21 protein-coding genes, 1 tRNA gene and 1 pseudogene are annotated in these 26,141 nt (G+C 69.6%); 9 read left to right on the forward strand and 14 right to left on the reverse strand.

Translation table 11 applies throughout. The features are described from left to right. Window positions 1-17 precede the first annotated feature (17 nt). The 3 genes from grpE to ACGFQC_RS10110 form a co-directional block, all read right to left on the reverse strand. Window positions 18-671, reverse strand: a complete 654-nt coding sequence (grpE, locus tag ACGFQC_RS10100; RefSeq protein ID WP_363087506.1) for a nucleotide exchange factor GrpE — start codon at window positions 669-671, stop codon at window positions 18-20. After that, complete coding sequence (gene dnaK / locus ACGFQC_RS10105; RefSeq protein ID WP_363087507.1) at window positions 668-2,512, reverse strand: molecular chaperone DnaK; 1,845 nt, start codon at window positions 2,510-2,512, stop codon at window positions 668-670. The genes grpE and dnaK overlap by 4 nt, the downstream gene beginning before the upstream one ends. Before the next feature lie 95 nt (window positions 2,513-2,607). Then, window positions 2,608-3,816, reverse strand: coding sequence for an undecaprenyl/decaprenyl-phosphate alpha-N-acetylglucosaminyl 1-phosphate transferase (locus tag ACGFQC_RS10110; protein WP_363087508.1), 1,209 nt, complete (start codon window positions 3,814-3,816; stop codon window positions 2,608-2,610). A gap of 377 nt (window positions 3,817-4,193) precedes the next feature. Here ACGFQC_RS10110 and ACGFQC_RS10115 point away from each other — a divergent pair, with 377 nt between their 5' ends. Both ACGFQC_RS10115 and ACGFQC_RS10120 read left to right on the forward strand, forming a co-directional pair. Further along, complete coding sequence (locus tag ACGFQC_RS10115; protein WP_363087509.1) at window positions 4,194-6,485, forward strand: (Fe-S)-binding protein; 2,292 nt, start codon at window positions 4,194-4,196, stop codon at window positions 6,483-6,485. Window positions 6,486-6,634: 149 nt separating this feature from the next. Continuing rightward, window positions 6,635-7,639, forward strand: a complete 1,005-nt coding sequence (locus tag ACGFQC_RS10120; RefSeq protein ID WP_363087510.1) for a Yip1 family protein — start codon at window positions 6,635-6,637, stop codon at window positions 7,637-7,639. A gap of 90 nt (window positions 7,640-7,729) precedes the next feature. Here ACGFQC_RS10120 and ACGFQC_RS10125 read toward each other — a convergent pair whose 3' ends face one another. From ACGFQC_RS10125 to dcd, 3 genes are all read right to left on the reverse strand, one after another. Further along, entirely contained in the window at window positions 7,730-9,046 is a 1,317-nt protein-coding gene (locus ACGFQC_RS10125) for a phosphatase PAP2 family protein (protein WP_363087511.1), read from the reverse strand. Between the two features lie 481 nt (window positions 9,047-9,527). Further along, on the reverse strand, window positions 9,528-10,037 hold the full coding sequence (locus ACGFQC_RS10130; RefSeq protein ID WP_363087512.1) for a phosphoribosyltransferase: 510 nt from the start codon (window positions 10,035-10,037) through the stop codon (window positions 9,528-9,530). A 7-nt stretch (window positions 10,038-10,044) separates the two neighbouring features. Further along, window positions 10,045-10,620, reverse strand: coding sequence for a dCTP deaminase (dcd, locus tag ACGFQC_RS10135; RefSeq protein ID WP_137307896.1), 576 nt, complete (start codon window positions 10,618-10,620; stop codon window positions 10,045-10,047). Window positions 10,621-11,169: 549 nt separating this feature from the next. Between dcd and ACGFQC_RS10140 the strand changes: the two genes are divergently transcribed. Beyond that, window positions 11,170-11,243, forward strand: a tRNA-Gly gene (locus ACGFQC_RS10140). A gap of 432 nt (window positions 11,244-11,675) precedes the next feature. On the opposite strand, the gene ACGFQC_RS10145 is transcribed toward ACGFQC_RS10140, so the two are convergent. After that, complete coding sequence (locus tag ACGFQC_RS10145) at window positions 11,676-14,042, reverse strand: N-6 DNA methylase (protein ID WP_363087513.1); 2,367 nt, start codon at window positions 14,040-14,042, stop codon at window positions 11,676-11,678. A gap of 293 nt (window positions 14,043-14,335) precedes the next feature. Here ACGFQC_RS10145 and ACGFQC_RS10150 point away from each other — a divergent pair, with 293 nt between their 5' ends. Continuing rightward, complete coding sequence (locus ACGFQC_RS10150; RefSeq protein ID WP_363087514.1) at window positions 14,336-14,692, forward strand: transcriptional regulator; 357 nt, start codon at window positions 14,336-14,338, stop codon at window positions 14,690-14,692. A gap of 173 nt (window positions 14,693-14,865) precedes the next feature. On the opposite strand, the gene ACGFQC_RS10155 is transcribed toward ACGFQC_RS10150, so the two are convergent. From ACGFQC_RS10155 to ACGFQC_RS10165, 3 genes and pseudogenes are all read right to left on the reverse strand, one after another. Continuing rightward, entirely contained in the window at window positions 14,866-15,309 is a 444-nt protein-coding gene (locus tag ACGFQC_RS10155) for a PIN domain-containing protein (RefSeq protein ID WP_344562890.1), read from the reverse strand. After that, window positions 15,306-15,572: a ribbon-helix-helix protein, CopG family gene (locus ACGFQC_RS10160; protein WP_093549204.1), complete on the reverse strand. Its 267-nt coding sequence runs from the start codon at window positions 15,570-15,572 to the stop codon at window positions 15,306-15,308. The genes ACGFQC_RS10155 and ACGFQC_RS10160 overlap by 4 nt, the downstream gene beginning before the upstream one ends. Before the next feature lie 675 nt (window positions 15,573-16,247). After that, window positions 16,248-16,483 (reverse strand): annotated as a pseudogene (locus ACGFQC_RS10165) (IS5/IS1182 family transposase); the annotation flags it as partial. A gap of 154 nt (window positions 16,484-16,637) precedes the next feature. On the opposite strand from ACGFQC_RS10165, the gene ACGFQC_RS10170 reads away from it, so the two are divergent. Continuing rightward, window positions 16,638-17,099 carry a hypothetical protein gene (locus ACGFQC_RS10170; RefSeq protein WP_363087515.1) on the forward strand — a complete coding sequence of 154 codons (462 nt, stop codon included), beginning with the start codon at window positions 16,638-16,640 and terminating at the stop codon, window positions 17,097-17,099. A gap of 154 nt (window positions 17,100-17,253) precedes the next feature. On the opposite strand, the gene ACGFQC_RS10175 is transcribed toward ACGFQC_RS10170, so the two are convergent. After that, on the reverse strand, window positions 17,254-17,538 hold the full coding sequence (locus tag ACGFQC_RS10175; protein ID WP_363087516.1) for a hypothetical protein: 285 nt from the start codon (window positions 17,536-17,538) through the stop codon (window positions 17,254-17,256). Between the two features lie 1,063 nt (window positions 17,539-18,601). Between ACGFQC_RS10175 and ACGFQC_RS10180 the strand changes: the two genes are divergently transcribed. Continuing rightward, on the forward strand, window positions 18,602-19,210 hold the full coding sequence (locus ACGFQC_RS10180; protein WP_363087517.1) for a hypothetical protein: 609 nt from the start codon (window positions 18,602-18,604) through the stop codon (window positions 19,208-19,210). A gap of 1,070 nt (window positions 19,211-20,280) precedes the next feature. Beyond that, complete coding sequence (locus ACGFQC_RS10185) at window positions 20,281-21,084, forward strand: hypothetical protein (protein WP_363087518.1); 804 nt, start codon at window positions 20,281-20,283, stop codon at window positions 21,082-21,084. Between the two features lie 325 nt (window positions 21,085-21,409). Here ACGFQC_RS10185 and ACGFQC_RS10190 read toward each other — a convergent pair whose 3' ends face one another. Next, on the reverse strand, window positions 21,410-22,177 hold the full coding sequence (locus tag ACGFQC_RS10190) for an SDR family oxidoreductase (protein ID WP_363087519.1): 768 nt from the start codon (window positions 22,175-22,177) through the stop codon (window positions 21,410-21,412). Window positions 22,178-22,262: 85 nt separating this feature from the next. Between ACGFQC_RS10190 and ACGFQC_RS10195 the strand changes: the two genes are divergently transcribed. Further along, window positions 22,263-22,871, forward strand: a complete 609-nt coding sequence (locus ACGFQC_RS10195; RefSeq protein ID WP_363087520.1) for a TetR/AcrR family transcriptional regulator — start codon at window positions 22,263-22,265, stop codon at window positions 22,869-22,871. A gap of 397 nt (window positions 22,872-23,268) precedes the next feature. Here ACGFQC_RS10195 and ACGFQC_RS10200 read toward each other — a convergent pair whose 3' ends face one another. Together ACGFQC_RS10200 and ACGFQC_RS10205 are read right to left on the reverse strand one after the other, a co-directional pair. Continuing rightward, window positions 23,269-23,991 carry a hypothetical protein gene (locus ACGFQC_RS10200; protein ID WP_363087521.1) on the reverse strand — a complete coding sequence of 241 codons (723 nt, stop codon included), beginning with the start codon at window positions 23,989-23,991 and terminating at the stop codon, window positions 23,269-23,271. Continuing rightward, entirely contained in the window at window positions 23,981-24,538 is a 558-nt protein-coding gene (locus ACGFQC_RS10205; protein ID WP_363087522.1) for a SigE family RNA polymerase sigma factor, read from the reverse strand. Before ACGFQC_RS10205 ends, ACGFQC_RS10200 begins: the two co-directional genes overlap by 11 nt. Before the next feature lie 301 nt (window positions 24,539-24,839). On the opposite strand from ACGFQC_RS10205, the gene ACGFQC_RS10210 reads away from it, so the two are divergent. After that, entirely contained in the window at window positions 24,840-25,904 is a 1,065-nt protein-coding gene (locus ACGFQC_RS10210; RefSeq protein WP_363087523.1) for a sigma factor-like helix-turn-helix DNA-binding protein, read from the forward strand. The last annotated feature ends 237 nt before the right edge of the window (window positions 25,905-26,141 follow it).

Consider the following 26,141-nt stretch of genomic DNA (forward strand, 5'->3'; position numbering starts at 1 on the left):
TCATCCGCTCGTCAAGCTCAGCCCTCGTCCGGGCCACCGCTCTCCTTGTCGTCGCCGGCCTCCGCCTCGTCGCCCTTGACGGCCTGCGCGCCCGGCTGGGGCTCGGCGACCGCCACCCGCGCGGGACGGATGGTGCGTTCGCCGATCCGGTACCCGGGCTGGAGAATCGCCACGCACGTCGTCTCGGTGACGTCCGGGGCGTAACTGTGCATCAGGGCCTCGTGGATCGTCGGGTCGAAGGGCTCGCCCTCCTTGCCGAACTGCTGCAGGCCCATCTTCGCCGCCACGGTCTCCAGCGACTCGGCGACGGACTTGAACCCGCCGACGAGTTCGCCGTGTTCCCGCGCGCGGCCGATGTCGTCGAGCACGGGCAGGAGTTCGGTCAGGAGGTTCGCGACGGCGATCTCCTTGACCGCGATCCGGTCCCGCTCGACCCGGCGGCGGTAGTTCTGGAACTCGGCCTGGAGCCGCTGGAGGTCCGCCGTGCGCTCGTCGAGCGCCTTGCGGGCCTGGTCCAGCTGGGCCACCAGTGCCACTGTCTGGTTCGCGTCCCCGGCCGGGGCCGACTCCTCCGCGGGGGCGGAGGTCTCGGCCTGCGGCTCGGCGTCTTCAGGGGTGGCGCCGGAGGGGACGTCGGGCTTCTCCTCGAAACCCGGGGTCTCCTCCGTCACGCGGCACCGTCCTTGCGCTCGTCGTCCACGATCTCGGCGTCCACCACGTCGTCGTCGGCGGCCTTGGCGCCGGCGCCCGGAGCCTCACCACCGGCGGCCTGAGCGGCCTGGGCGTCGGCGTACATGGCCTGTCCCAGCTTCTGGGAGACGGCCGCGACCTTCTCGGTGGCGGTGCGGATCTCGGCGGTGTCCTCGCCCTTGAGGGCTTCCTTCAGCTCGCCGATCGCGCCCTCGACCTCGGTCTTGATCTCGCCCGGGACCTTGTCCTCGTTGTCCTTGAGGAACTTCTCCGTCTGGTAGACGAGCTGCTCGCCCTGGTTGCGGGCCTCGGCGGCCTCGCGGCGGCGGTGGTCCTCGTCCGCGTACTGCTCGGCCTCCTGGCGCATGCGGTCGACCTCGTCCTTCGGCAGCGAGGAGCCGCCGGTGACGGTCATCTTCTGCTCCTTGCCGGTGCCGAGGTCCTTCGCCGTCACGTGCATGATGCCGTTGGCGTCGATGTCGAAGGAGACCTCGATCTGCGGGACGCCACGCGGGGCCGGCGGCAGACCGGTCAGCTCGAACATCCCGAGCTTCTTGTTGTACGCCGCGATCTCGCGCTCGCCCTGGTAGACCTGGATCTGCACGGAGGGCTGGTTGTCCTCGGCGGTGGTGAAGATCTCGGACCGCTTGGTCGGGATCGTCGTGTTCCGCTCGATAAGCTTGGTCATGATGCCGCCCTTGGTCTCGATGCCGAGGGACAGCGGGGTGACGTCGAGGAGCAGGACGTCCTTGACCTCGCCCTTGAGGACACCGGCCTGGAGCGAGGCGCCGATGGCGACGACCTCGTCCGGGTTCACACCCTTGTTGGCGTCCTTGCCGCCGGTCAGCTCCTTGACCAGCTCGGCGACGGCGGGCATACGCGTGGAACCACCGACGAGAACGACGTGGTCGATCTCGGAGAGGTTGATGCCGGCGTCCTTGATGACGTTGTGGAACGGCGTCTTGCAGCGCTCCAGCAGGTCCGCGGTCAGCTGCTGGAACTGGGCGCGCGTGAGCTTCTCGTCCAGGTGCAGCGGGCCCTCGGCGGACGCCGTGATGTACGGCAGGTTGATCGAGGTCTCGGTGGACGAGGACAGCTCGATCTTGGCCTTCTCGGCGGCCTCGCGGAGGCGCTGGAGGGCCATCTTGTCCTTGGCGAGGTCCACGCCGTGACCGGACTTGAACTGCTGCACCAGGTAGTCGACGACACGCTGGTCCCAGTCGTCACCACCGAGGTGGTTGTCACCGTTGGTGGCCTTCACCTCGACGACGCCGTCACCGATCTCCAGGAGGGACACGTCGAAGGTGCCGCCACCGAGGTCGAAGACGAGGATCGTCTGGTCGTCCTTGTCGAGGCCGTAGGCGAGCGCGGCCGCGGTGGGCTCGTTGACGATGCGCAGGACGTTGAGACCGGCGATCTCACCGGCTTCCTTCGTCGCCTGGCGCTCGGAGTCGTTGAAGTACGCCGGGACGGTGATGACCGCGTCGGCCACCTTCTCGCCCAGGTACGCCTCGGCGTCCCGCTTCAGCTTCTGCAGGATGAACGCGCTCATCTGCTGCGGGTTGAACTGCTTCCCGTCGAGCTCGATCTTCCAGTCGGTGCCCATGTGGCGCTTCACCGAGCGGATGGTCCGGTCCACGTTCGTGACCGCCTGGCGCTTGGCCACCTCGCCGACCAGCACCTCGCCGTTCTTGGCGAAGGCGACGACGGACGGCGTGGTCCTGGCACCCTCGGCGTTGGTGATGACGGTGGGTTCGCCGCCCTCCAGAACGCTGACGACGGAGTTCGTTGTGCCCAGGTCGATGCCGACCGCACGTGCCATGGTGATCTTCCTCCAGCTGACTTGAGTGGAACAGGCTCAAGTGTGCACGACACTCACCGCCGGGTCAACAGACATGAGTCGGCCGGACTCAACTCTTATCCGTTCCTTACACGCAAGGAGCCGTTGACCTGCGGCGACGCGATGTGACGAGGTGCCCGCAAGGGTGATTCCACCGACTCCCGCGGGGGCTGAAGCAGGGACACGGGTTGACGCCGGGGGCGGTGAGGGTGCTGCGGAGACAGGTCCTGCCGCGCGCGGGCACCCTGGCCCGCACGCGCCTCCAAACCCGTGCGCCCCCGTCCCGCACGCGTCTCCGTGCCGGTGCGACCCTGTCCCGGCACGCGCGCGCGTACGCGCCACAGCACGAGGACGACGACGGGCACGCCGCCCGCGACCCAGGACACGGCCGGCGCGCCCAGCACCCCGGTGTGCGCCAGCGTCCCCACGAGCACCCCCGGGAAGGCGAGCGCACCGACGGCCACCGTCGCCCCCGCCGGGGTGAGGCCGAGCCGGCGCAGCCGGTGGGCGAGATGGTCGGGGCCGCGGCGCAGCAGCGGGCGCCCGGCCGTGCGCCGGGCCAGCACGACGAGGGCGACGTCGGCCACGGCGACCGCGGTGAGCGCGAACAGCACCCCCGCCCCGGTGGCCGCGTCCTGCCCCGCGCGCGTGGTGACGGCCGCCGCGGCGAGCAGGAAACCGGTGAACATGGCGCCGCAGCCGCCGAGCGCCACGCGCGCGGGAGGCCAGTTGTGCATGAGGAAGCCGGTCAGCGCGGCGGCGAGCACGCTCAGCAGCACCGCCAGACCGTCCATCACCTCGGCCGCGGCACAGGCGGCCACGCCGAAGGCGGTGACGACCCCGACGGTGCCGCCCACCCCTTCGGCGTGGTCGAGCGCCCGGAAGGCGAGGGCGACGCAGGCGATCCAGCCGACGGCGGCGACCCCGGCGGGCACACCGGTGTCGGCGTACGGGACGACGAACGCCGCCGCCACGGCCGTACCGACGAGGAGGAACCGGGTCTTCAGCCGCCAGGCGTCCGCCACCAGCCCGAGGGCGGCGACGCCCGCCCCGGCGGCGAGCAGCGCGCCGATCCCCTCGCCGAGCGGCGCGAGGCCGGTGCGGTCGCCGGTGACGGCGACCCCGCAGGTGGCGAGCACGACGGCCACGCCCCCGGACAGCGGCACGCGTCGCTGCCGCTGCCGCCGGTCGAGCAGCCCGAGTCGCAAGGCGGGGACGCGCAGCAGCGCGGCGAGGACGGCGGCGAGGAGCAGGGCGGTGGCGGCGGCGACGATCCCGTAGAGCACGGCTATAAATTAGTCATAAATGTATCTATTTGGTACGAATAACACGATCCGATTTCCCCCGCCCCCCGAGCCGGACCCGAGTCGCTCCCCCGAGCCACATCAGGGCCGGACCCGAGTCGCCCCCCCCCCCCCCGAGTCGCCCTCCAAGCCACCCCTGAGCCACCTCCGGACCGCCCCCGGGCCGCCCTGGGACCGGGCCCCCCGGCGCCGTTCCGGCACCGGACCTGAGGTGACCCTCAGCGATCCAGATCACCCCGTGCCCGGCTACAGTGCGGCGGAAGATAGGGGTAGTCTCAGACGGACTGCATAAGTTACCGCTTAGTAATGTCGGCGCCGCCGACGAAACCCCGCAAACCTCGCAGGCCCGAGGAGCCCCCATGCAACTCGCCGCGATCATCGTGTCGCTGGCCCTGACCGTGGTCGGCGTCGCCCTGCTCGCCCGTGCCATCGGCCAGTTCGTCCGGTACTTCAAGCTGGGCCAGCCGGTCCCGGCCGGCACCCGGACCGACAACCCCTACCAGCGCAGCGTGACACTCGTGCGCGAGTTCCTCGGCCACACGCGCATGAACCGCTGGGGCGTCGTCGGCATCGCCCACTGGTTCGTGGCCGTCGGCTTCCTGACGCTGCCGCCCACCCTGGCACAGGCGTTCGGCCAGCTCTTCCAGGCCGACTGGACGCTGCCGCTGATCGGCACGTTCCTGCCGTTCGAGATGTACATCGAGTTCATCGGCGTGATGACGATCCTCGGCATCGCCGTGCTCATCGTGATCCGCCTGCTGAGCCTGCCCTCGCGGCCCGGCCGCAAGTCCCGCTTCGCGGGCTCCAAGTCCGGTCAGGCGTACTTCGTCGAGTACGTCATCCTCACCATCGGCCTCGCCATCTACGTGCTGCGCGGCCTCGAGGGCGCGCTCCACCACGTGGACCACTACGAAGCGTCGTACTTCGCCTCGTACCCGCTGGTGCTCGCCTTCAAGGGCCTGTCGGTCGGCGCGCTGCAGAACCTCGTCTACCTCACCGCGATGATCAAGATCGGGACGTCCTTCGTCTGGATGATCGTCGTCTCGCTGAACACCAACATGGGTGTCGCCTGGCACCGCTTCCTCGCCTTCCCGAACATCTGGTTCAAGCGCGAGGCGACCGGTGGCACCGCCCTGGGCGCCCTCCAGCCGATGACCTCCGGCGGCAAGCCGATCGACTTCGCCGACCCCGGCGACGACGACGTCTTCGGCGTCTCCCAGGTCGAGCAGTTCTCCTGGAAGGGCCTGCTGGACTTCTCCACCTGCACCGAGTGCGGGCGCTGCCAGTCGCAGTGCCCCGCCTGGAACACCGGCAAGCCGCTCTCCCCGAAGCTCCTGATCATGTCGCTGCGGGACCACGCGCACGCCAAGGCCCCCTACCTGCTCGCGGGTGGCGGCAAGACCATGGAGGGCGAGGAGAAGGCGTCCGAGGAGCAACTCAAGGACGTCCCCGCCGCCGCGCTGGCAGAGGCCGAGCGCCCCCTCATCGGCACCGCCGAGGAGAACGGCGTCATCGACCCGGACGTTCTGTGGTCCTGCACCACCTGCGGCGCCTGCGTCGAGCAGTGCCCGGTCGACATCGAGCACGTCGACCACATCGTCGACATGCGCCGCTACCAGGTGATGATCGAGTCCTCGTTCCCGTCCGAGGCGGGCACGATGCTCAAGAACCTGGAGAAGAAGGGCAACCCCTGGGGCCTGGCCAAGAAGCAGCGCCTGGAGTGGACGAAGGAAGTCGACTTCGAGGTGCCGGTCGTCGGCAAGGACATCGAGGACCTCTCCGAGGTCGAGTACCTGTACTGGGTCGGCTGCGCCGGCGCCCTCGAGGACCGCGCCAAGAAGACCACCAAGGCCTTCGCCGAACTCCTCCACATCGCGGGCGTCAAGTTCGCGATCATGGGCGGCGACGAGAAGTGCACCGGTGACTCCGCCCGCCGCCTCGGCAACGAGCCCCTGTTCCAGGAGCTCGGCATGGAGAACGTCATGGCGCTGAACACGGCGTTCGGCGAGGAGACGGACGACGAGGGCAAGGTCACCGAGGAGTCCCGCAAGCCGAAGTCGGCGAAGAAGATCGTCGCCACCTGCCCGCACTGCCTCAACACCCTCGGCAACGAGTACCCGCAGCTCGGCGGCGACTACGAGGTCATCCACCACACCCAGCTGCTCCAGCACCTCGTCGACGAGGGCAAGCTGATCCCGGTGACCCCGGTCGACGGCCTCATCACCTACCACGACCCGTGCTACCTGGGCCGCCACAACAAGATCTACTCGCCGCCGCGGGAGATCATGACCGCGGTGCCCGGACTGCGCCAGCAGGAGATGCACCGCCACAAGGAACGCGGCTTCTGCTGCGGCGCCGGCGGCGCGCGGATGTGGATGGAGGAGCGGATCGGCAAGCGCATCAACAACGAGCGCGTCGACGAGGCCCTGTCCCTGAACCCCGACATCGTCTCCACCGCCTGCCCGTTCTGCCTCGTCATGCTCACGGACTCCGTGAACGGCAAGAAGAACGAGGGCAAGGCCAAGGAGTCCGTCCAGGTCGTGGACGTCGCCCAGCTCCTCCTCGACTCCGTCAGGACCCCGGTCGACGACGAACCCCCCGCGGGCTCGGCCGAGTCGGAGACCGAGCCGGAGCCCCAGCCGGTGAAGTGACCGCCGGCGACGGTACCTTGCGGCGCCCCCCGTCCCCCGTGGACGGGGGGCGCCGTCGTCCCGGCCGCCGTACCGCGCGTCCCGGGCCGCCGGCACCGGTGCCCGTCCCGGGGCTCCCCCGGACGGTCGTACGGGTCTCCCCTTAGGGGATGTCACAGGTCGGCCGCAATGCCGCTTCCGGAGGGCCCGGCCCCGTACGTCACTCTCCGGGACCAGGTACGTTCGATGACGTGGCTGGATTCAGGATCGGACGTGGCGGCCGGGACGGCCGCGCCCCGCAAGCGCGACCCCATGACCCTCCCCGCGGGCGGCAGACGCCCCCGGGGCCGTCTCCGCACGGCTACTCGCCCGCGCAGCAGCCGTACCCACCGCAGCAGCGGCCGCAGTACGGCGGCGGCGGAGGCCAGCAGTGGCCCCCGTCGAACGGCGGTGGCCAGGGCGGCGGCGAGCCGGAGTACTTCGGCGGCGGCGACCACTACGGCGCGCCCCCGCACGACCCGTACGCGGCGAACAACCCGGGTCACACCCAGGCGTTCTCGATCGACGACCACCAGCAGTACAACCAGGGCGAGACGTACCACGCGGGCGCCGCGGCCCCGGCCGGTCCGACCGGCCCGCGCCTGCACTGGAAGCAGCTCCTGCGGGGCGTCGTCCTGTCCCCCGGCCAGACCTTCCTGCGGATGCGGGACTACACGCTGTGGGGCCCCGCCCTCGTCGTCACCTTCCTCTACGGCCTGCTCGCGGTGTTCGGCTTCGACGACACCCGTGCGGACACGATCAACGCGACGCTGTCCAACGCGATCCCGATCGTCCTGACGACGGCCGTGGCGATGGTGATCAGCTCCTTCGTCCTGGGCGTCGTCACCCATACCCTGGCCCGCCAGCTCGGCGGTGACGGCGCCTGGCAGCCCACGGTCGGCCTCTCCATGCTGATCATGTCCCTCACGGACGCCCCGCGCCTGGTCTTCGCCATGTTCCTGGGCGGCGACGCGTCGTTCGTGCAGCTGCTGGGCTGGGCCACCTGGGTCGCCGCCGGCGCCCTCCTCACCCTCATGGTGAGCCGCTCCCACGACCTGCCCTGGCCGAAGGCCCTCGGCGCGTCGGCGATCCAGCTGGTCGCCATCCTGTCGATCGTGAAGCTGGGCACGTTCTGACCCCCCGGCACCGACACCGAGAAAGGCCCCCGGACGTCCGGGGGCCTTTCTCGTTCCAACGGTGCGGCCGCCGTCCGGGGGCGGCACGCGTCAGACGATCAGCTCGGGCCGCGGTTCCGGTTTCCGCGCCGGCGCGGCCTCCGGTTCCCACCGCGTGGTCGTCCGCACGTAGCCGTGGACCACCGAGCCCATCGCCAGCAGGAGAAGCGGTCCGAACACCCACGGGTGCTCGGCCATCTCCGACGGCAGGTAGCGGTACGACACCAGGAGCGCGGTGAAGACCGCCGCGCCGTACGCGGCCAGCAGGAGCCCCGAGCGGTCCCAGCCCCGGTCGAACGCGCGCAGAGCCGCCTCGATGGTGAGCGTGAACACCACTCCGGCGATGAGGTCGGCGCCGTAGTGGTAGCCGAATCCCAGCGTCGCGCAGAGGGTGGCGATCAGCCAGAAAGTGCCCGCGTACCGCAGGACGCGCGGGCCCTTCCTGGAGTGGATGAAGATCGCGGTGGCCCACGCCGTGTGCAGGCTGGGCATGCAGTTGCGCGGGGTGATCTCGTCGAAGGACATGGGGCGCGGGGGCTGGAGCGGCGGCGGTGTCTGCGGCCACAGGTCGGCCACGGCCCAGGGCTCGCTGGGCGGCATGTCCGGCGCCCACAGGCTGACGTCCGCCCAGTGCTCGGCGCCCGTGCCGTAGGCGAAGATCGGCCCGACCACCGGGTAGATCATGTAGAAGGCCGGACCGATCAGGCCGATCACCAGGAAGGTGCGCACCAGGTGGTGGCGCGGGAAGCGGCGCTCGACCGCCACGTTGCGCAGCTGGTACAGCGCGGCGACGACCGCGGCGACCGCGAGCTGGCCGTAGACGAAGTCGAGGAAGTTGAAGCCGATCGGGCCGCTGGCCTCCACGACCCGGCCGACCAGCCACGAGGGGTCGCCCAGCGCGTGGTCGGCGGTCGCCACGTACTGGTCGAGCACGAGCGGGCGGGTCTGCGAGGTGATGAGCAGCCAGGTGTCACCCGTCTTGCGGCCGGCCATCAGCAGCAGGGCCAGCGCGACCCCCTTCAGCAGCAGGACGCGTTCCGGGCCGGTGCGGCGCGTGACGGCGACGACCGCGCAGCCGAGGGTCACCCACAGGGCGCCGTTGCCGAAGGGGTGGCCTTCGGTCACCTCGACGCCGGCCGCCCACCGGACCGACAGGAAGGCGAGATCGACACCGATCGCGGCGCCGACGGCGATCAGCCGTTGCCGCCAGGTGAGCACCACCATCATCAACGCCATGGAGGCGTACAGCAGGCCACCCGACTTGGGCGGGAGGATCACTTCCCGCGCCTGCGTGGTCATCGGCCCCGGCAGGCCGAGACGACGCGCCACGAGTTCCAGCGCGACGAGGAAGCCGAGGGCCACGGTCATCCCCGCGGCCCACAGGATCGTCCGGGGCTGACGCCACCCGGAGAACTCGGTTCTGCCTTTTATTCGCGAAAACACCCGCGATGCTATAGATATCAAGTGTTTGACCGATTTAATAGTTTTCGACTGACCAAGATGATCAACACGCCGGATGGCATGGTTTTCCGGTGAAGGAAGGGCGACAGGGGCGTTCATCGCGAGTTCGAACATGTTAGCGGCGCGGTACGAACGGGTTACGCGGAAGGCCCAAATCGTGAGCGGGCCATCCGGATCACCGAGGTCACCGGCGCGGAGCCGGCCGGCGGCGGCGGCCGGCGGCGGCGGCCGGCGGCGGCCTCGACCGGGTCCGAGTGGGGAAGCGACCGGAAAAGACGAGCGGGGAAACAGCCGGAAAAGGCGAACGGCCGGAAAGGACGAGCGACCGGAAAAGCCGAACGGCCGGGACCACCGCGGCGGTCCCGGCCGTCAGCGCTCCCGGCTCAGGTCAGAGAGCTTCCTTGGACGGAGTGACCGGCTCCCCCGACCTGCGGACGACGGGCAGGACACTCCACGGGAAGTTGATCCAGTCGTCGGTGCGCTTCCAGACGTATTCGCACTTCACGAGGGAGTGGGACTTCTCGTAGATCACGGCGCTGCGGACCTCGGCGACGGCGTCGAGGCAGAAGTCCCGCACCAGCTTGAGGGTCTTGCCGGTGTCGGCGACGTCGTCGGTGATCAGGACCTTCTTGTCGGAGAAGTCGATCGCGTTGGGCACGGGCGCGAGCATGACGGGCATCTCGAGGGTGGTACCCACACCGGTGTAGAACTCGACGTTCACCAGGTGGAGGTTCTTGCAGTCGAGTGCGTACGCGAGGCCGCCGGCGACGAACACCCCGCCGCGGGCGATGCTGAGCACGATGTCGGGCTCGTAGCCGTCGTCCACGATGGTCTGGGCGAGTTCACGGACGGCGACGCCGAACCGCTCGTAGCTGAGGTTCTCCCGTGCGCCGCTCATACGCCGCTCACACCTGGGTCCGGTGGAAGTTGAGGAAGGAGCGGGAGGCGGTCGGTCCGCGCTGCCCCTGGTACCGGGACCCGTACCGCTCGCTGCCGTAGGGGTGCTCGGCGGGCGAGCTGAGCCGGAACATGCACAGCTGCCCGATCTTCATGCCCGGCCACAGCTTGATGGGCAGGGTGGCGAGGTTGGACAGCTCGAGGGTGACGTGCCCGGAGAAGCCGGGGTCGATGAAACCGGCGGTCGAGTGCGTGACGAGCCCGAGCCGGCCGAGCGAGCTCTTGCCCTCGAGCCGGGAGGCGAGATCGTCGGGAAGCGTGATGACCTCGTAGGTGGAGGCCAGGACGAACTCACCGGGGTGCAGGATGAACGGCTCGTCGCCCTCCGGCTCCACCAGCCGTGTGAGGTCCGCCTGCTCGACCGAGGGGTCGATGTGCGGGTACCGGTGGTTCTCGAACACCCGGAAGTAGCGGTCGAGGCGCACGTCGACGCTGGACGGCTGCACCATGGATTCGTCGTAGGGATCGATCCGTACCCGTCCGGCGTCGATCTCGGCCCGGATGTCCTTGTCAGAGAGAAGCACGCCCTGAGGATACGCAAGGCGCGCGGACCGGCCGTCATCAGGACGATTCCGCGCGCCAGGCTGCTGCCACTGGTGCCGCTCGCTGCTCCCGCAGCTCGCCGCTACCGCTTCTCGCCGTTACCGCCTCTCGAAGGTCACCGGCACCACACTGCGGAGCCGGGCGCACCGAGGACACCGGACGAGCCGTCCGGGACCGAGCCGCTCGGCCTGCTGCATCGGGAACGAAGCGGTGCTGAACACGTGCCCATCGGCACAACGGACGACGGTGTGAGCCATCAAGTCGTCGAGTCCCTTCCCCAAGAGCCACGTCCGGCTGCTGCTCGCCGGACGACGAAAGCCACATTACGGGAGGAACGAGACGACCCTCCAGGCGGCACTCCGTCCACCCCGGGCCCCTCTCCGACCTCTCTACCGTACGCCCCAACTCCCGCCCCGGGCACCCGGATCCCGCCCCTCGAAACACACTCGGCCCCCAGGGCTTCAGCGCCGGGGGCCAAGGATGAGGTAGAGTGACCCCGCGATCAGACACCGGCCCGACCGGCGTCTTACGCGGGTGTAGTTTAATGGTAGAACATCAGCTTCCCAAGCTGAGAGCGCGAGTTCGATTCTCGTCACCCGCTCCACGAAGAAGGCCCAGGTCATCGACCCGGGCCTTCTTTATTGTCTGGACCGATCAGGGAATTCGCACCGTTTGTACACTCTGTCCGACGGTTGAGCTGTGGCCCGCGCACGCGGTGCTTCCCAGCAGAGGTGAACGCGCGCGGCCGCAGCAGGATGTTCCGAAAAGCGTGTCAGCTTGTTCAGAGTTGGCCGACTGCAGACAGGACAAGCACGCAGAGGCCCATCGACGTGGCAAAAGCAGTGCCGCCGTAAAGGACTGCCTCAGCGAATGCGGCTCCGGTGCTGGTCTTCAGGATCCCAGCGACAAGAGCCACCACGAGCGAGAACAGCGCTGCCACGAGCAGCCACAGGTACCTCGTTCCGGATCGTGACTCGGACGGCGGAGCATTCACAGAAGTCTTCCTTCGCGGACGGACTGAAAGGAGAGGAGTGCGTCATTCGGGGACCAGAACGCCGGTCAGCAGATGCGCGGCGAGTGTGCTGCGGTGCTGAGTCGCGGCCTGGATGAGTTCGCGGTGCGCGGTGATCTGCGCGTTCACGGCATCCAGCACGGCACTGATTCGTCGCTGGTGGGCAAGGGGCGGCAGCGGTACGGGCAGAAGTGCCAGTGTGGCGGCGCTGAGGGAAGGAACGGCGGTGCCGCGGGCGTACTCCTTGAGCCAGTGCACCGTCTCCGGCAGAGACAAGTAGGCGAGCAGGTAGCCGGGGAGGACAAGTGGCTCCCCATCCGTCTCCAGGGCACGCAGCCGCAGCAGATTGGTGCTGAACAGCCAACCGTCCTGCGCCTTCTCGACCAAGGCAGGGGGCATCTGGGCACCGGAACGCACGCACAGAATGTCCCCGGGCCTGAGACGGAACCTTGCCAGTGCGCGGGCGACATCCACGCTTACTTTCTCCATGTCACGATCGTCGATACGACCCTCACGCAGGTGCTTGGGCATCACGACACGGAGATCGCCTGCCGCGGAGCGAACCTCGGCCGGCAGACGTGTGTAGGACGGACCAGCCATGATGTCGACCAGTTCTCCCAGCGGAACCCGACGCCAGTCATGAGGTAGCCCGTCGTACGAGAGCACGGTGGCTGACGGCAAGGGGCCGTACGAGAGCGCATCGACCGTGCCGTCCACGGCTTTCGTTCGACGCCTCGCCTCGGCGAGCACCCGCTCTGTGGTTGCTGCCTCGGTAGCCGCTTCAGCTGGTGACGCCGTGGACATCCATCGGTCCGCATAGTCGGCGGGGCTGAGCGAGTAACCGGCAGCCCGCACCGCCTCCAGCGGAGCAGCGACCGCAAGATGGCCCGCGCTCTGCCGACCGAGGCGGAATCCGGTCCCTCGTCGCCATGCCTGAACGGTTCTCGTGACAGCCCCGACGTGTTCGTCGGAGAGGACTCGGGGTCCGCGAGTCGCCTTGTCACCCAGGTCCCGGGCGTCCACGAACAGGATCTCCTCGCGCACCGCCGCGGAACTCCGCAAGAACCACAAGCAGACGGACACCTGAGCCCCGGAAAAGAGCTGAGGCGGCAACGCGACAATGCATTCGACGGCGCCATCCTCCACCAGCCTGCTCCGGATCTCCCGCTCCCGGACGTCTGTGGAGGTGCCCGCGCTGACCGGCATCACCACACCCGCACGGCCCTCGTCCTTGAGCGACACCAGGACGTGCTGGAGCCAGGCGAAGGCAGGACTACCGGAGGGAGGCGGTCCGTACGGCCAGTCGATGCCCTCACGCGGCTTCGGCACGGCCCCGTGAGCGTTGAAAGGCGGATTGGTCAGAATTAGATCGGCTCGGTGGCCCTTCGGCCAGGCACGTTCGTTCCATGGGGCCGCGGTGCCAGCTTCCAGTTCGACCGGAATACCGTGCAGCGCGAGGTTCATTCCGGCGAGCCGAAGTGTGCCGCGCTGCGGACTCTCACCACGCAGAGACAGAGGCACGACACCACCGAGGCGTTCAGCGACTCCGTCAAGCATCTCGCCTGCGCGCGCATACGGGTCGTAGACGCGTCGCGCGGAGTCCTCGTCCCCTAGGGCGGCGTCCCGCATCAGCCGCACCACGGCACGTGGAGTGAAGAACTCTCCGCTGGGAAGCGCGGCTCGGGAGCCGAATTGATCCACCAGTTGTCGGAACTCGTCGATCCCCAAGCCGTCGGTCAGGCGGATCACCTCGACAACATCCCCGTACTCCCGAGGTTCCAGCCTGACGATGGCTGTCCGCATGCCCGGCGGCACACCGCGCAGGCGCAGTGCCTCGTCGGCTGCCTCCCCGATCTCCTGCAACAACGCCGCCGTGGCAGCCCTCGATCGAGACTGCACCGTACGCGGGAGCGACATCGAGCGCGGGCTTCCGCTCACCTGAAGAAAGACCAGGGAGAGGAGCAAGGCAAGGTAGTCCGTCATCGATGCGCCGCCGCGCACGGCGTCTGCCATCGGTCCCAACAATTGCGCAAGTTGCCGCGCACGCTCTTCTTCGTCGCTCAACGGACCGCTGCCTGTTGCCTCATCACCCAGTGCGGCCGCTCCCTGGCGGGCATCGTCCGACGCGACGAGGTTCCGCCGCATACGGTCGGCATAGGTGAACCCGGCCGGCTCGTCGGACGCACGCGCACGTGACGGGATCTGACGGGAGTCGAGCCAGCGGAGGACCGCCCGTAGACTGAATAGTTCCGTTTCCCCCGTCCTGACCGGCTCCGGATAATCCTCGTACCGACGTTGCCAGTTGGTGACCGCCGGCCGCATCACCCCTGCCAGTTCCGCGAGTTCGGCCCTCGACAGCAGGCGATCGTCGCTGAGACCCGTACCGTCCATGAAACCCCCGTACACCGTCCTGGTTGCTCTCGATGAGGGAACGGTAGAGAGGCGACAGTGGGAGCGTCAATCAGCGCACCGACGGTGCGCACATCGACAAGCGGGCAAGACACATGGGTCGCGCTTCAGATTTTCAAGGACCACCAAGGAGCTGAGCAGCTACTTTGCCCTACCGTCACCCTCTTTTGCTACCCGATCACCGAGAGGTGAAGAGCATCTCTTGTTAAGGGTCTACCTGAGAAGGGCTTGCGCCAGTCTGCGGATCAAGAAGCCCCACCGCAGGCTCTTCCTGGATGATCGACGTATGGCAACACAGCCCGGTCCCTCTGGTCTTCGCCGTGCCAAGTCCGCTCGGCGCGCCTGCCACCCTCTCCGAGCTCGTCGGCCCTCAGCACGGCACAGTGACCTTGCCGCTGCATCTGGCGCGGCCGGGGCTGACCACGTTCGATCTCGATCAGCCGCGGTTGTGGATGAACTACTGCCGGATCGTCCTGACCGAGGGAGCGCAAGACGATCTGGTCCAGTTCCTCAGTCGCGACCTTCTGGTCGGCCTATGGCCCACACTGCGCACACTGGTCAGCCGTGATGTCCGGGAGGTGTGGGAGAGCTCCTTCGACGAGCTGGCTCACGAAGCCCAGGCCACTGCGTGAACCTCACGGAAGTGAGGCCGACGTAGCGCGGACAGCATGGTGGAGACACGACTGCATGTGTTCTCAGCGACCGTTCCCACCCTGCCGCACAGCATCCGTGCGCACCAGAGCCGCACGAGTTGCCCGAGCACCGTCACTCCCGAGCGAAGAACGCGAGTTCGACTCTCGTCGTATCAGAGCGGGAGATCGTCGGGGAGTACCCGGAACGCCTTATGGTGGCCCAAGGGGCGTACGGCCCGGAAGTCACGTCGGTCGAGGGTGAGGATCGCGTCCGTGTCGTAGTCGGCAGCGAGCGCCACGTTGACCGCGTCAGCGAGGTCGAGGTCCAGCGCACGGTAGCGGACACGGACGGACTGGGCGGCGCCCAGGTGGTCCTCCGTGATCTCCGGCATGACGACACGCCCCCGGCTCATCCAGCGCCGGAGGTCGTCGACCGCGCCGAGGGCGGCCTCCCTGCCGAGCTCGCGCGTGGCGACGTGATCCAGTTCGGCCAGCAGCAGCGGGGACATGACCAGGAGGCCGGCCGCCATGATCGCCTCGTTCGCCGCCCGGTGTTCCGGGTGAGCCGAGTCCAGGGCCGCCAGGAGACCGGACGTGTCGGCGATGACAATGATCACGCGGCGGTTCCGGAATCCGGGTCGGTCCCACGGCGGACAGCGTCGGCGACCGTGTCACGCACCTCCGATCTGGAGGGTGTGCGTCCCGTCCCCTCGAAGGTGCGCGAGAACAGCGGCTCGTCCCAGACCCTGTTCGCCATGGCCGCGAGGTGGATGCCCTGACGGATGATCTCGGCCTCACTTATCCCCCGACGCTTCGCGGCCTCCTTGATGATCGCCAGGTCTTCGGGGTCGGCGTAGACGTTCGTGCGCTTCATGGACATGTACCAAGAGTAGTTCATGTACCGGATTGACACACGTAGGTGCCTCGTCCGTCGGCTCATCGGATGCCGCGATCGCAGACGACGAAATTGGCCGCGCTCACCATGGGTGTGCGGCATCGAGCTGTGGCCCCGCAACGTGCTCGCCGCATCTTGCACCGAACCACTTCTCGTGGAGGTCGAAGTCCGTAGGGGTGATCCCGCATTCTGTGATCTTCCGAGCCGAGGCGAGGGCCCGGCAGCCATGCGCGACCGCAACTGCCGCGCTCAGTCGCTCTGCGCATGCCCAAGCCCGCACACCGAGCAGTCCACATCAGAGCAGTGGCCGTCCACCTCGCAGTGTCGTGCCCACAGTGTGCCCTTCAGAGCGGACACCTACGGTCAACAGCGGTGCCACAGGACGCCCACGCCTACCGCAGCACATTGAATCCACGCAGGTCAGCAGCCTCACGCTCGCGCAAGCGCCGTCGCTTCCCGAGCTGAGAGCGCGAGTTCGATTCTCGTCACCCGCTCCAGCAGAAACCCCCGGGTCGATGACCCGGGGGTTCTTTGTTGTCCAGACCGGTGGAGGGCTGCGCACCACATCCGCACCACAAGGGCGCGGTCAGCTGCCCGTGGGCTTCTCGTTGTGGTGGGCGGAGCCGCCGTGGTCCCTGGAGGTCGTCTTGTTCCGATGCTTCATCCCGGGATGGCCGTTTGGTCCCGTGATGTCGGGTCGCGCCAGGAGATGGTGGCTTCACCGGTGAGGCGCGGGCCGTCAGGTCGGTCACGGTGAGGTGGATCATGGCTTCGGAGCGGGTGGGAAGGGTTTCGCAGTCGTGAGCCGGGCGGCGGTGGGACATCAGCCACCCGTAGGTCAGTTCCACGGCCCAGCGTTTCGGCAGCGGGGTGAATCCTCTGGTGCCAGGTGTGCGTCGGCGTTGGAAGCACGGAACAGGTGGCCTCGTCGGACACCGCTCCTGCCGCAGCCTTTGTGGCGGCCGCATTGCGACGTCCCGTTTTATGGCCATTCCATTTGAGTAGCCGTACTCAGGCGTGCGGCCATCTGTCCGGTTCAGCATGATGAACATGTTGAAGTGGGTCCTGGACCTTGGCCTGGCAATCCTGTTGTCAGGGCTCGAAGTGGCCGCGCTGGTCGCCTTCTGGTTCGTCGAAGGCATGAAGAAGTGGGCTGCCAAGGGAGGGCCGGTTCCCGGTGAGACGAGTCGGCTCTTCCTGGTACTGAGCGTGGGGTCGACTTCCTCGGCGCTGATCAGCTACGGCTTCTCTTGGGCTGATCTGCCGATGGCCTGCGCGTCGCAGGCGGGCGTGGCGGCACTTTCCACGTCGTTGCTGATCTTGGGTGCGGGAACCGAATGCGGCAGGCGGATCAGCCGATACCGATTACGGCGCCGACTTCGCCGAGAACGCCGTCGTCGGCACGAGTCCCGACGCGAGGGCGGTGGACACGTAAGGGACGAGACGACCCCTCGGGCCGGTGACTCCCGGATCGAACCGCGCGATCACCCCCTTGTCTGCGCCGCCAAGTAGCCTGACCCGCAGCGTGCTTGCCCGGCCCTCCCCTGCGGATCAGGGCGCTCTACGGCACTCGCCGGCCGGACAAGGGGGCAGCGGGCTCGCAGTACGGCGCTCGGGTGGCCCTCACCGGCAGGGCTTCGGCGTAGTTTGACGTCGTCCGTTTTGATCATGTGAGGCCGAGAAGGGCAAGGGGCCGGGTTTGGTCTCGGACTGCCCGGCGGAGGCCGGAGGCGATGTTGCGGGCGCCGGTCAGGCGGAGAACTCCGATCTCGAGGTTTCCGTGGGTGGCCATCGCTCTGGGAGTGTTTCCGGTCCGTAGCCGGGAGGCGTCCTCGGCGAAGGTGACGACCGTGCCGGCCAGATCCTCGAGGATGTCGGGCAGAGGCCGGAAGCGGGTGATCTCGTCGGTCTTCTCACCGACGTCCGTCTGGGCCAGGACCAGTGCGTCCACGTGGTCGCAGGCGGCCAGGAGGTGGATCTTCCGCCCCTTCGCGCGGGCCGCACCCCGCAGCGACTCCCCGTCGACCGCGAGCCCTCGCAGCCCTTGTCCCCTTGCCCCCTTGTCCCCTGGTCTGCCGGTCCGCGATCCAGGCTCCGACCGCCCGGTCCAGGGCGTCCGCGTCGATTCCGGCGAGCAGCCGCCGGATCGTGGATTCCGCGCGCCAGGACCGTCTCGGGGCCAGCGGGTCGACGGCCGCGCCGAGCCGTTCGAGCAGGCCGGCGGTGCGTCTGCCACCCGTTCACCCACCGCGAGCAGGGATCGCGCTCCGGTGAGGACCGCACAGGCCGTCAGTGCCGGGAGCCTCACGAGGAGGTGCCGTACTCCCCCCGCGGATCCCACGGGTCCGGGACCTGCGCGAGGCGTTCAAGCAGACCCGGAAGACCGCTCCCGGACACATCCGGATGCGGTCCGAGCTGTTCAAAAGCAGGGGAGACCAGAGATGGTGCGTCGGCAGGCCCGGACGGTCCAAGGTCACAGAACGCAGAGAACTCCATGATCGCGGACGTCCGTGCCTGCCGTGTACCGAACCCCGCCCGACGTGACGCCACGTCGGCAACCGGGCGTCGGCCGACCATGCCGAAGCCCTGACCGAAGAGGGCGCGACAGTGAGCGACTTCCGGTTCGCGCTCCATCCAGACGTCGCCGGTGGGGGTCTCCGTTGCCGCGTCGCCGGACCACCCGGTTGGTTTCCGCTGCGCTCTTCGAGGTGCACGACGAATGGATCGCCTTACCTCGCCGCCCCCGAAGGCGATATGGGCGGTATCTACCGCAAACTATCTTCTAGTTCCTCCGCGCTACCCAACGCACCGAAAAGCAGCCGCCGGTTGATCCCCGACACGGGGACGAGGGACACTACCCGGCGGATGCGCGTTCCCGACCGAGCGGCACTCGCTTCGGTATCCTCCGTGCAGGTCATCGGAGGCCATTTGCCCAAAGATTACTGGGCAGTTGACCTCAGAGTTTCGTGGTAGCGTCCCTGTTCGGAGGGACAGTGCAACCTGAAAGGGAAATCGTGAACACGGAGAAGATCGCCGCTCGCCGCCTCTCGCTGGAAGAGGTGACGAAGCTCGGTGTGAAGGACAGGATATTCATTTCCGCCGACACGGCAGAACTCAAGCTTCCCGACTGCTATGTCCCTGCTTTTCTGACCAAGTCCGGCGAGAATTTCGAGGGCGGCTCGATCACGGCGAGAACCGTATTCCAGGAAGAGGTCTCCTGCCTTCCCGACGACGAGAATGAAGCCGGAATCTACTTGGCCGACGAGAACGGCTCGGTGACCATCGAGGTCCTCCAGTCCGCCGGTGTCGTGCTGGACCTGGCACTTTTCGTCCCTGGTGGGGACAGGGGGGCCCTCACGGCCCTTTACGCTGCGGCCCGGCAGGCGTTCGGCGCCGACGTCGTGCAGATCTGGCGCCAGGGCCTCAAGGAGGTTCCCGACGTTAAGGTCGACATCTTCGAGGAGCAGATTCCCCGGGGACGCAAGGGGAGCGACAGCCCCAAGCGTGACCGTCGCGCGATCGACACCTACCCCACCCGTGCGGACTTCATCGAGTTCTCCGCGGGGTGGAAGCCGGTCATTGAGATTCACAGGCCGGTCGTTGACGACACCCCGACCATCTGAGGCGTCCTCACCTCTCGTTCTCGGCACGATAGAACGCCGAGAACGCATGCGCCGGACCCGGTCGGCCCCTGAGCGGCCCGGGGAGCCGTCGGAAAACAACTCACGAACGCCGAAGCGCCGTTCCACTCGATGGCCTCGCGAGACAGCCCGCCCGGCCAAGACCAAAGCCTGAAGTTGTTCTGCGACACCCTCAGGGCTTCGGCGTGGTCGAGTGACGTCCGCTTCGTGCTCAGGCGAGGCCGGGGAGCGTGAGGGGTCGGCGGGCGTCACGCGCACTGCGGCGACGGCCGGGGGGCGATGTTCTTCGCGCCGTTCAGTCGCAGGGCGCCGACCGCGAGGGTGCGCCAGGTCGCCATGGCGCGGGGTGCGCTGTCGGTCCGCCACCGCGCACGCCGTCAGGCCGAGGACGACGGCCGGCGCGTGCCGCACTCCTCGCAGCCGGATCATCTGCCATCAGCCCGAACGCCCCCCGCCGACTCTCCGGGCCGCGTTGTCAGTGGTCCTCAGACGCCCGCCGGCACGAAACGGCCTGGAAGGCGCCGGCCTGAGCAGCCCGGCGCCGCCAGTCGCCCCCACGGTCTCTCGGCCTCTCGGCCTCTCGGCTTCTCGGCCTCTCGGAACAGCAGGTCGCGGCAGTTGACGCCGAGGCACAACATCGCCCCTCCGGTGTCGGGCCTGGCGTCGGCCTGCGGCTCCGCAGCTCGTGGCGGAATCTCGCCGGGAAGGGCCGCGGAGGTCGGGCCGGAGGGAGGGGTGGGCGCGCAGGCGGGGTGGGTGGTCCAGGTTCCCACCCGCACGGGGAGTCCGAGCGGTATGGGACAGGCCGCGGACGTGCGCCGACCGGATGCGTGGGGACGTGCGCGTGCACGTGTCCGTGCGAGGCAGGGCATTTTCGGCCAACTGTCTTTCCCAGTCGATGTGTTGCCGTGTCACTGTTCTGCCACAGCGGTGGTCCGGAGGGAAGACGGGCGTGACCTGCGGGCTCCGGGGGCCCTCATATCGATCGCAGAGGGGGAAACGGTGGAAGCGCCGCCGGCTCTCCGCTGATCCCGCCTTCGGAAGGAACCCCCGTGAAGAACCGCCACCTGCGCAAGGCCGTCCTCACCACCGCCGCGGTCACCGCCGGACTGCTGATGACGGCGTGCCAGAACGGCACCGACGACACTTCGTCCGGCAAGAGCACGGCGGGCGCGGCAAGTCCGGCGGCGGCGGCCGTGGAGAAGGCGGCCGGCTCCAAGGGCTCCAAGGGCGTCAGCGGCTCGTTCAAGAACGGCAAGGTGACCTACCTCGCTCCGGGCAAGTACATCGTGTCCGTACCGGGCGAGGAGGACCAGCAGTTCTGGGCCGCCGACGACACCGAGGTCTACGGCGCCGGCACGATCTGCGGCGACGCGGGGTCCAAGGTGGACGCACCGTGCACGGTGGACCAGCTGGAGTCGGCCCTCAAGAAGGGCGCCGTGAACGCCGACGTGGAGATGAAGGACGGCGTCGCGACCCTGGTGACCGAGCGCCGCGCCGCACAGCAGGACTCCGCGTCCGGCTCCGACGGTGGTTCCGACTCCCGCGAGACCGTCGTCGAGGGCATCGACAAGGGCAAGGGCGTCAACGGAACCTGGCTCGGCAACGTCTCCTACCTGGCGCCCGGCAAGTACACCGTCTCCGACATGAAGGGCACCGAGCAGCAGTTCCTCGTCGCCGACGACACCAAGATCGTGGGCTACGACGACATCTGCGACGCCGTGAACACCGGGCCGGGCGGCGAGGGCGGCGCCGAGTGCACCGAGGCCGAGCTGGAGGCGGCCGCCAAGAAGGGCTTCTCCGCGAAGGTCGAGATCAGCAACGGCATCGCGACCACCATCACCGACGACCACTGAGCCGCAGGCCGGCCGGAACGCGCCGTCGCAGTGCGGCGATGCGGTGCGGTGCGGCGATGCGGTGCGGTACCGACCGGTGTGGGCGGGCCGGGGCGAGGAGGCCGTCGCACGATCCGGCACCGAGTGGCGGGGGCGCCGTTCCCGGGCCCACCCCGGTTCGAGAACGGCTGACCATGCGCGGACGGCGGCGGAATCCGTCGCGGCCGTCGTCGGCGCCGGGCGTCGCCGTGCCCCGTCCTCACCCGTGACGGTCCGGGACACGCGTGCGGGCGAGCGTGGGTGCCTGCGGGCGCCCGCTTCCGGGGCCGTGGCGCCGGCCACCGGATCAGAGCGCGGAACCGCCCGTGGCGTCGATGACCTGCCCGGTCACCCATCGGGCGTCGTCGGAGGCGAGGAAGGCGACGACGTCGGCGACGTCCTCGGGGCGGCCCACCCGGCCGAGGGCGGAGAGCGCGGCCGCGGACCTCTGCGCGGCCTCGTCGCCGCGCAGCCAGGAGGCGTTCATGTCGGTGTCGACGATGCCGGGGGCCACGGAGTTGACCGTGATGCCCCGTCCGCCGAGGGCCTTGGCGAGGGTGAGGGTGAAGACGTCGACGGCGCCCTTGGTCATGGCGTACGCGATGATGTCGGTGAGCGCGATCCGGGTCGCCCCGGAGGAGATGTTGATGATCCGCCCGCCGTCCCGCAACCGCTTGAGCCCCTGCTGCGCGAGGAAGAACGGGGCCCGCATGTTGAGGGCGACGGTCTCGTCGAACGCTTCGACCGTGGTCTCCTCGATCTCGCCGCGCAGTGTGATGCCGGCGTTGTTGACGAGGATGTCGAGGCCGGTGCTGTCGGAGTGCTCCAGGACCTGGCGGTCGTAGCCCTCCCAAAGGGTCTCGACGCCCCCGGCCCCGCCCAGTTCGGCGTGGACCGCGAACGCGGTGCCGCCCCTGGCCCTGACGGCACCGACGACCTCGTCCGCGGCTCGGCCGTCGCGCCCGTAGTGCACGGCCACCAGCGCCCCGTCGCCTCCGAGCCGCTCGGCGATCGCGCGTCCGATCCCGCGGCTGCCGCCGGTCACCAGCGCCGTCCTGCCCGTGAGCGTCCCCATGGTCTCCCCTTCGCCTCGTAATTCTGTAGCGATGACTACGCATCACTGTACGCGAATTGCGTAGCGATCGCTGTAAAATCCGGGCATGACGACGACCAGGCGCGGCAGGCCGCGGAGTTTCGACCGCGAGGCGGCACTCGCGCGGGCCACCCTCCTGTTCTGGCAGCACGGCTACGAGGGCACGTCCATCTCCGACCTGACCGCCGCGATGGGGATCTCTCCGCCGAGCCTGTACGCGGCCTTCGGCGACAAGCGCAGCCTCTTCACCGAGGTCGTCGACCGCTACGGCAGCACCTTCGGCGCCTTCATGGAGAACGCGCTCGCCCAGGAGAGCGACGCCCGCGCGGGTTTCGCGAGGATGCTCGACGAGGCGGCGGTGTCCTACACCGACCCGGAGCACCCGGCAGGGTGCCTGGTCATCAGCGCGGCGACCAACTACTCCCCGCAGACAGCCCACATCGAGCAGGACCTGCGCGCGCGCAGAGTGGCGAACATCCGGTCCTTCGAGGAGAGGCTGCGGGACGCCAAGGACCGCGGGTCGCTTCCCGAGGGGGCCGACGCCCGGGCCCTGGCCGTCTACTTCGCCGCGGTCGTGCAGGGCATGTCACAGCAGGCGCGGGACGGGGCGACCACGGCGGAACTGCGGCGCGTGGCCGAGTACGCCATGGCGGCCTGGCCCGAACCGGCCGCCTGAACCGCCCGCCGGCCACCGCCCGCCGGCCACCGGCCGCGGGGCACCGGCCGCGGGGCATGACGGCCGGGGCGGCCGCAGCTTCCTGGCGCGCTTTCCGTATGGCGGCGACGAGGCCTGACGCGAAAGGTCAGACAGCGCATTCGAAACTCTTGAAGCGCACCCTGCCGGGAGGCCGGCAGCTCGGCACCCGTCCCCCGATCGGTGCCCCACCCGCACGCCAGGAGGAGGGCCCCGCACGCCTTCGTCAGATTGGCGTGATCGCTACAAGAAGCTGTTGCTCGCGACGAGCGGAGCGGCCGTCACCGCAGCACCGGCGCCCGTCGGTGTCGGCAGCCTGGCCACCGATGCCTCGGCGGCCGGTTCGCTGAGGGCCGCGGCCGCGCAGTCGGGCCTGGTCTCAGCGCTCCTCGCGGGCACCGGCGGCACGGGGTGATGCCGTGGCGCCGGGTGCCGGAACGGCGGCCGAGGGCGTGGCCGTCGGCGTCGTCGCGGTCGTCACCGGCATGGTGTCGCCCGGGCGCACCCGCGCGTGGAACCACTCGGCGTCCTCGGCGCCGAGGCCGATCCAGCCGTCCTCGGTGTCGTCGTCGCTGAGGTCCTTGAGCTGCGGGGAGGAGAGGCCGACGTAGTGCGGCAGGCCCTCCCCGTCGCGCAGTTCGACCACGTACCGGACGCTCACCGTGGTGGGAGCTATGGTCGGGCCCGCGCGGGGCACGTCGAGGGGCATCTCCTTCGGGTCCTCCTTCGCGACCACCGTCATCGGGCCCGTGGCCCGGAACAGGGCCTCGGATGCCGAGAGGATCGGCATCACCCGACCACCGAACGTGAGGGTGCGCCCGTACGGGTCGAGCGTGCCGGAGACGGGCGACGGGGTGGAACGGGGCGGGGCCACGGCCGCGGGACCGCGTCGGTCCGGGTCGTCGCGGTCCCCGCCCGGGTGCAGGCTCAGGGCGAGGCCCAGCAGCGCGAGGGCGGCGGTCCCCGCACCGAGGGTCGCGGCGGCCCGGCGGCGGCGTACGCGGCGCATCGCCCGGGCCCGTGTCGCGGGGCCGCCGACGGCCGGGTCGGTCGCGTGTGCCGCGGCCAACTCGCGCAGCGCGGCGGAAAGTTCATCGGCCACGGCCGCTCTCCTTCCTGACCCGCCCGCGGGCCTCGTCGACCCGCCCGGGGGTCCCGTCGGCCCGCCCGTCGGCCTCGTCCGTCGCGAGCCGCTTCGCCAGCTGCGCCCGCCCCCGGGACAGCCTCGCCTTGACCGTCCCCACGGGCGCACGGGTCTCGGAGGCTACCTGCTCCACGCTCAGGTCACACAGGTGGTGCAGGACGATCGCCATCCGCTGGGCCTCGGGCAGTTCGCGCAGGGCGGCCACGAGCGCGGCGTTCTCGGGGGTCGGCCCCGGGGTGGAGTCGGGCGGCGGAGTGCGCCGCACCAGCTCCAGCCAGCGCTTCGAGCGCCGCCAGCGGCTCACCGCCAGCCGCATGGCCACCGTGCGGATCCACGCCTCGGGAGCACTGTCGGCGAGGAACCGCTGCCGCCGGGCCCAGGCCCGTACGAACGCTTCCTGGACGACGTCCTGGGCCTCGCCGTGGTCTCCGGTGAAGGCGTAGAGCTGCCCGGTCAGCCGGGGGAACGCGGTCGCGTAGAAGGCGTCGAACTCGTCCTCGGTCATGCCCCCACCGGAATCTTCGTCCTTTTTTCCTGCGACCCGGTTTTCTTGCAACCCGGCCGCCTCCGCCGTGCGTACAGGTCCCGTGGTCGCGTAGGTCGCACCGGGCGAGGCGCACCCCACCGGGAAGACGGCGCGCGGCGGTTCCGTGCTCCCCCTCCATGACGGTGACGGCTCGTCCTCCATGACGGTGACGGCTCGTCGGCTGCCCAACCTACCCGCACGACCCGGCAGTTGCCTGACCAGGACGGACGCCCGCCCGTCCGGCCACGACCGAGTTCCCGAGCCTTAAGGACCTCCCCCCGTGCCACCCACCCGCGATGTGCTCCCCACCGGCCACGACTTCGCCGCGTACGCCCAGACGCACTGGCCCCGGCTGCTCGTGACCGCGCGCCTGCTCACCGACGACCCCCGTGCGGCGGAGGAACTGGTGCGCAGAACCCTGGTGCGGACGTGCGCGCGGTGGCGACGCGTCCCGCGCGACGACAGGGACTTCCACGTGCTGCGCCATCTGGTGCGGGGTCACCTGCGCCGGCTGCGCGGGCGGCGGGCCGCGCGGCGGCGGGCCGTGGTGGTGCTGCGGATCCGGGAAGGGCTGGCGGACGCGGAGATCGCCCAGTTGCTGGGCTGCTCGGCGAGCACGGTGCGGGCCCGTTTCCGACACGGTCTGAAAGCGGCCGGCGGCGACCCCGGGCGGCTGCGCGAGGTGTACGCCCGTGCCGCCCGGGACGTCGTCCCGTCCGAGGTGCCGCTGGCCGATCTCCAGGCCGGGGGCCGCGTCCGGCGCCGACGGCGCCTCGCCGTGGTGTCGGCCGCCTGCGCGGCGCTGCTCGTGCCCGTGGCCCCGCTCGTGGCCGACCGGGTCGGGGGCGGCGGGGCGCAGGACGGGGCGTCCGGAGCCCGGGCGGGGGGCGGCGCCGGTTCGGCGTCGAGCCCGGTCCGGGTCGTGGCGCCGGGCGAGCGGGTGACCGTCGGCAGGGGGGTGCGGGTGTGGCTGACGGCCGACGGCGGGCACTGGTCGGTGTCCACGGATCTCCCGGGGGACAACAGCGACCGTCCGCGCGGCGGACCGGGCGTCTCCGTGCGGGTGGACAGCGTGCCCGGCGGGTTCTTCCTGTCGGGCCTCTTCCACGGTCTGAACGGCGAGCCGGGCCGTGTCGAGGTGAGCGCCGGGGACGTCAGGACCACCGCGAAGGTCCTGGTCCTGGCGGGCAATCCGGGCTGGGGCATCTGGTACGCGAGCGCACCGCTGCCCGAGAGGAACATGCGGATGCTCTTCGACGCGGGAGGGGACGAGCGGATCGTCACGGTGTACGACGCCTCGGGCAGGGTCGCCGCACGGTCGGACAGCACCTGGCGGCGGATATGAACGGTTCCGACGGGACGACCGGGCCGGGAACGGCACGAGCAGACGAAACAGGCGGAACAGGCGGAACAGGCGGAACAGCAGAAACAGCCGGAGCGGCGCGAGCGGCACGCCGACCGGGCCAGGGGACGCGGTCGGCGCTCCGGCGCGGAGGGCGGCGCACACCGCTGCGGATCCGGTACCGGCGTACCCGGGGCCGACGGCTCCGCCTGCTGTTCCACGTCTTCCTCACGCTGATCG

Origin of the sequence: Streptomyces sp. NPDC048734 (assembly GCF_043198675.1) — a bacterium.
Classification (GTDB): Bacteria; Actinomycetota; Actinomycetes; order Streptomycetales; family Streptomycetaceae; genus Streptomyces.

Bases quoted from the DNA above. Each gene is read 5' to 3' on its own strand.
- dnaK (WP_363087507.1), bottom strand. From the start codon at position 2,512: ATGGCACGTGCGGTCGGCATCGACCTGGGCACAACGAACTCCGTCGTC.
- ACGFQC_RS10115 (WP_363087509.1), top strand. From the start codon at position 4,194: ATGCAACTCGCCGCGATCATCGTGTCGCTGGCCCTGACCGTGGTCGGC.
- ACGFQC_RS10120 (WP_363087510.1), top strand. From the start codon at position 6,635: ATGTCACAGGTCGGCCGCAATGCCGCTTCCGGAGGGCCCGGCCCCGTA.
- ACGFQC_RS10125 (WP_363087511.1), bottom strand. From the start codon at position 9,046: ATGACCGTGGCCCTCGGCTTCCTCGTCGCGCTGGAACTCGTGGCGCGT.
- ACGFQC_RS10130 (WP_363087512.1), bottom strand. From the start codon at position 10,037: ATGAGCGGCGCACGGGAGAACCTCAGCTACGAGCGGTTCGGCGTCGCC.
- ACGFQC_RS10145 (WP_363087513.1), bottom strand. From the start codon at position 14,042: ATGGACGGTACGGGTCTCAGCGACGATCGCCTGCTGTCGAGGGCCGAA.
- ACGFQC_RS10150 (WP_363087514.1), top strand. From the start codon at position 14,336: ATGATCGACGTATGGCAACACAGCCCGGTCCCTCTGGTCTTCGCCGTG.
- ACGFQC_RS10160 (WP_093549204.1), bottom strand. From the start codon at position 15,572: ATGTCCATGAAGCGCACGAACGTCTACGCCGACCCCGAAGACCTGGCG.
- ACGFQC_RS10170 (WP_363087515.1), top strand. From the start codon at position 16,638: ATGTTGAAGTGGGTCCTGGACCTTGGCCTGGCAATCCTGTTGTCAGGG.
- ACGFQC_RS10190 (WP_363087519.1), bottom strand. From the start codon at position 22,177: ATGGGGACGCTCACGGGCAGGACGGCGCTGGTGACCGGCGGCAGCCGC.
- ACGFQC_RS10195 (WP_363087520.1), top strand. From the start codon at position 22,263: ATGACGACGACCAGGCGCGGCAGGCCGCGGAGTTTCGACCGCGAGGCG.
- ACGFQC_RS10205 (WP_363087522.1), bottom strand. From the start codon at position 24,538: ATGACCGAGGACGAGTTCGACGCCTTCTACGCGACCGCGTTCCCCCGG.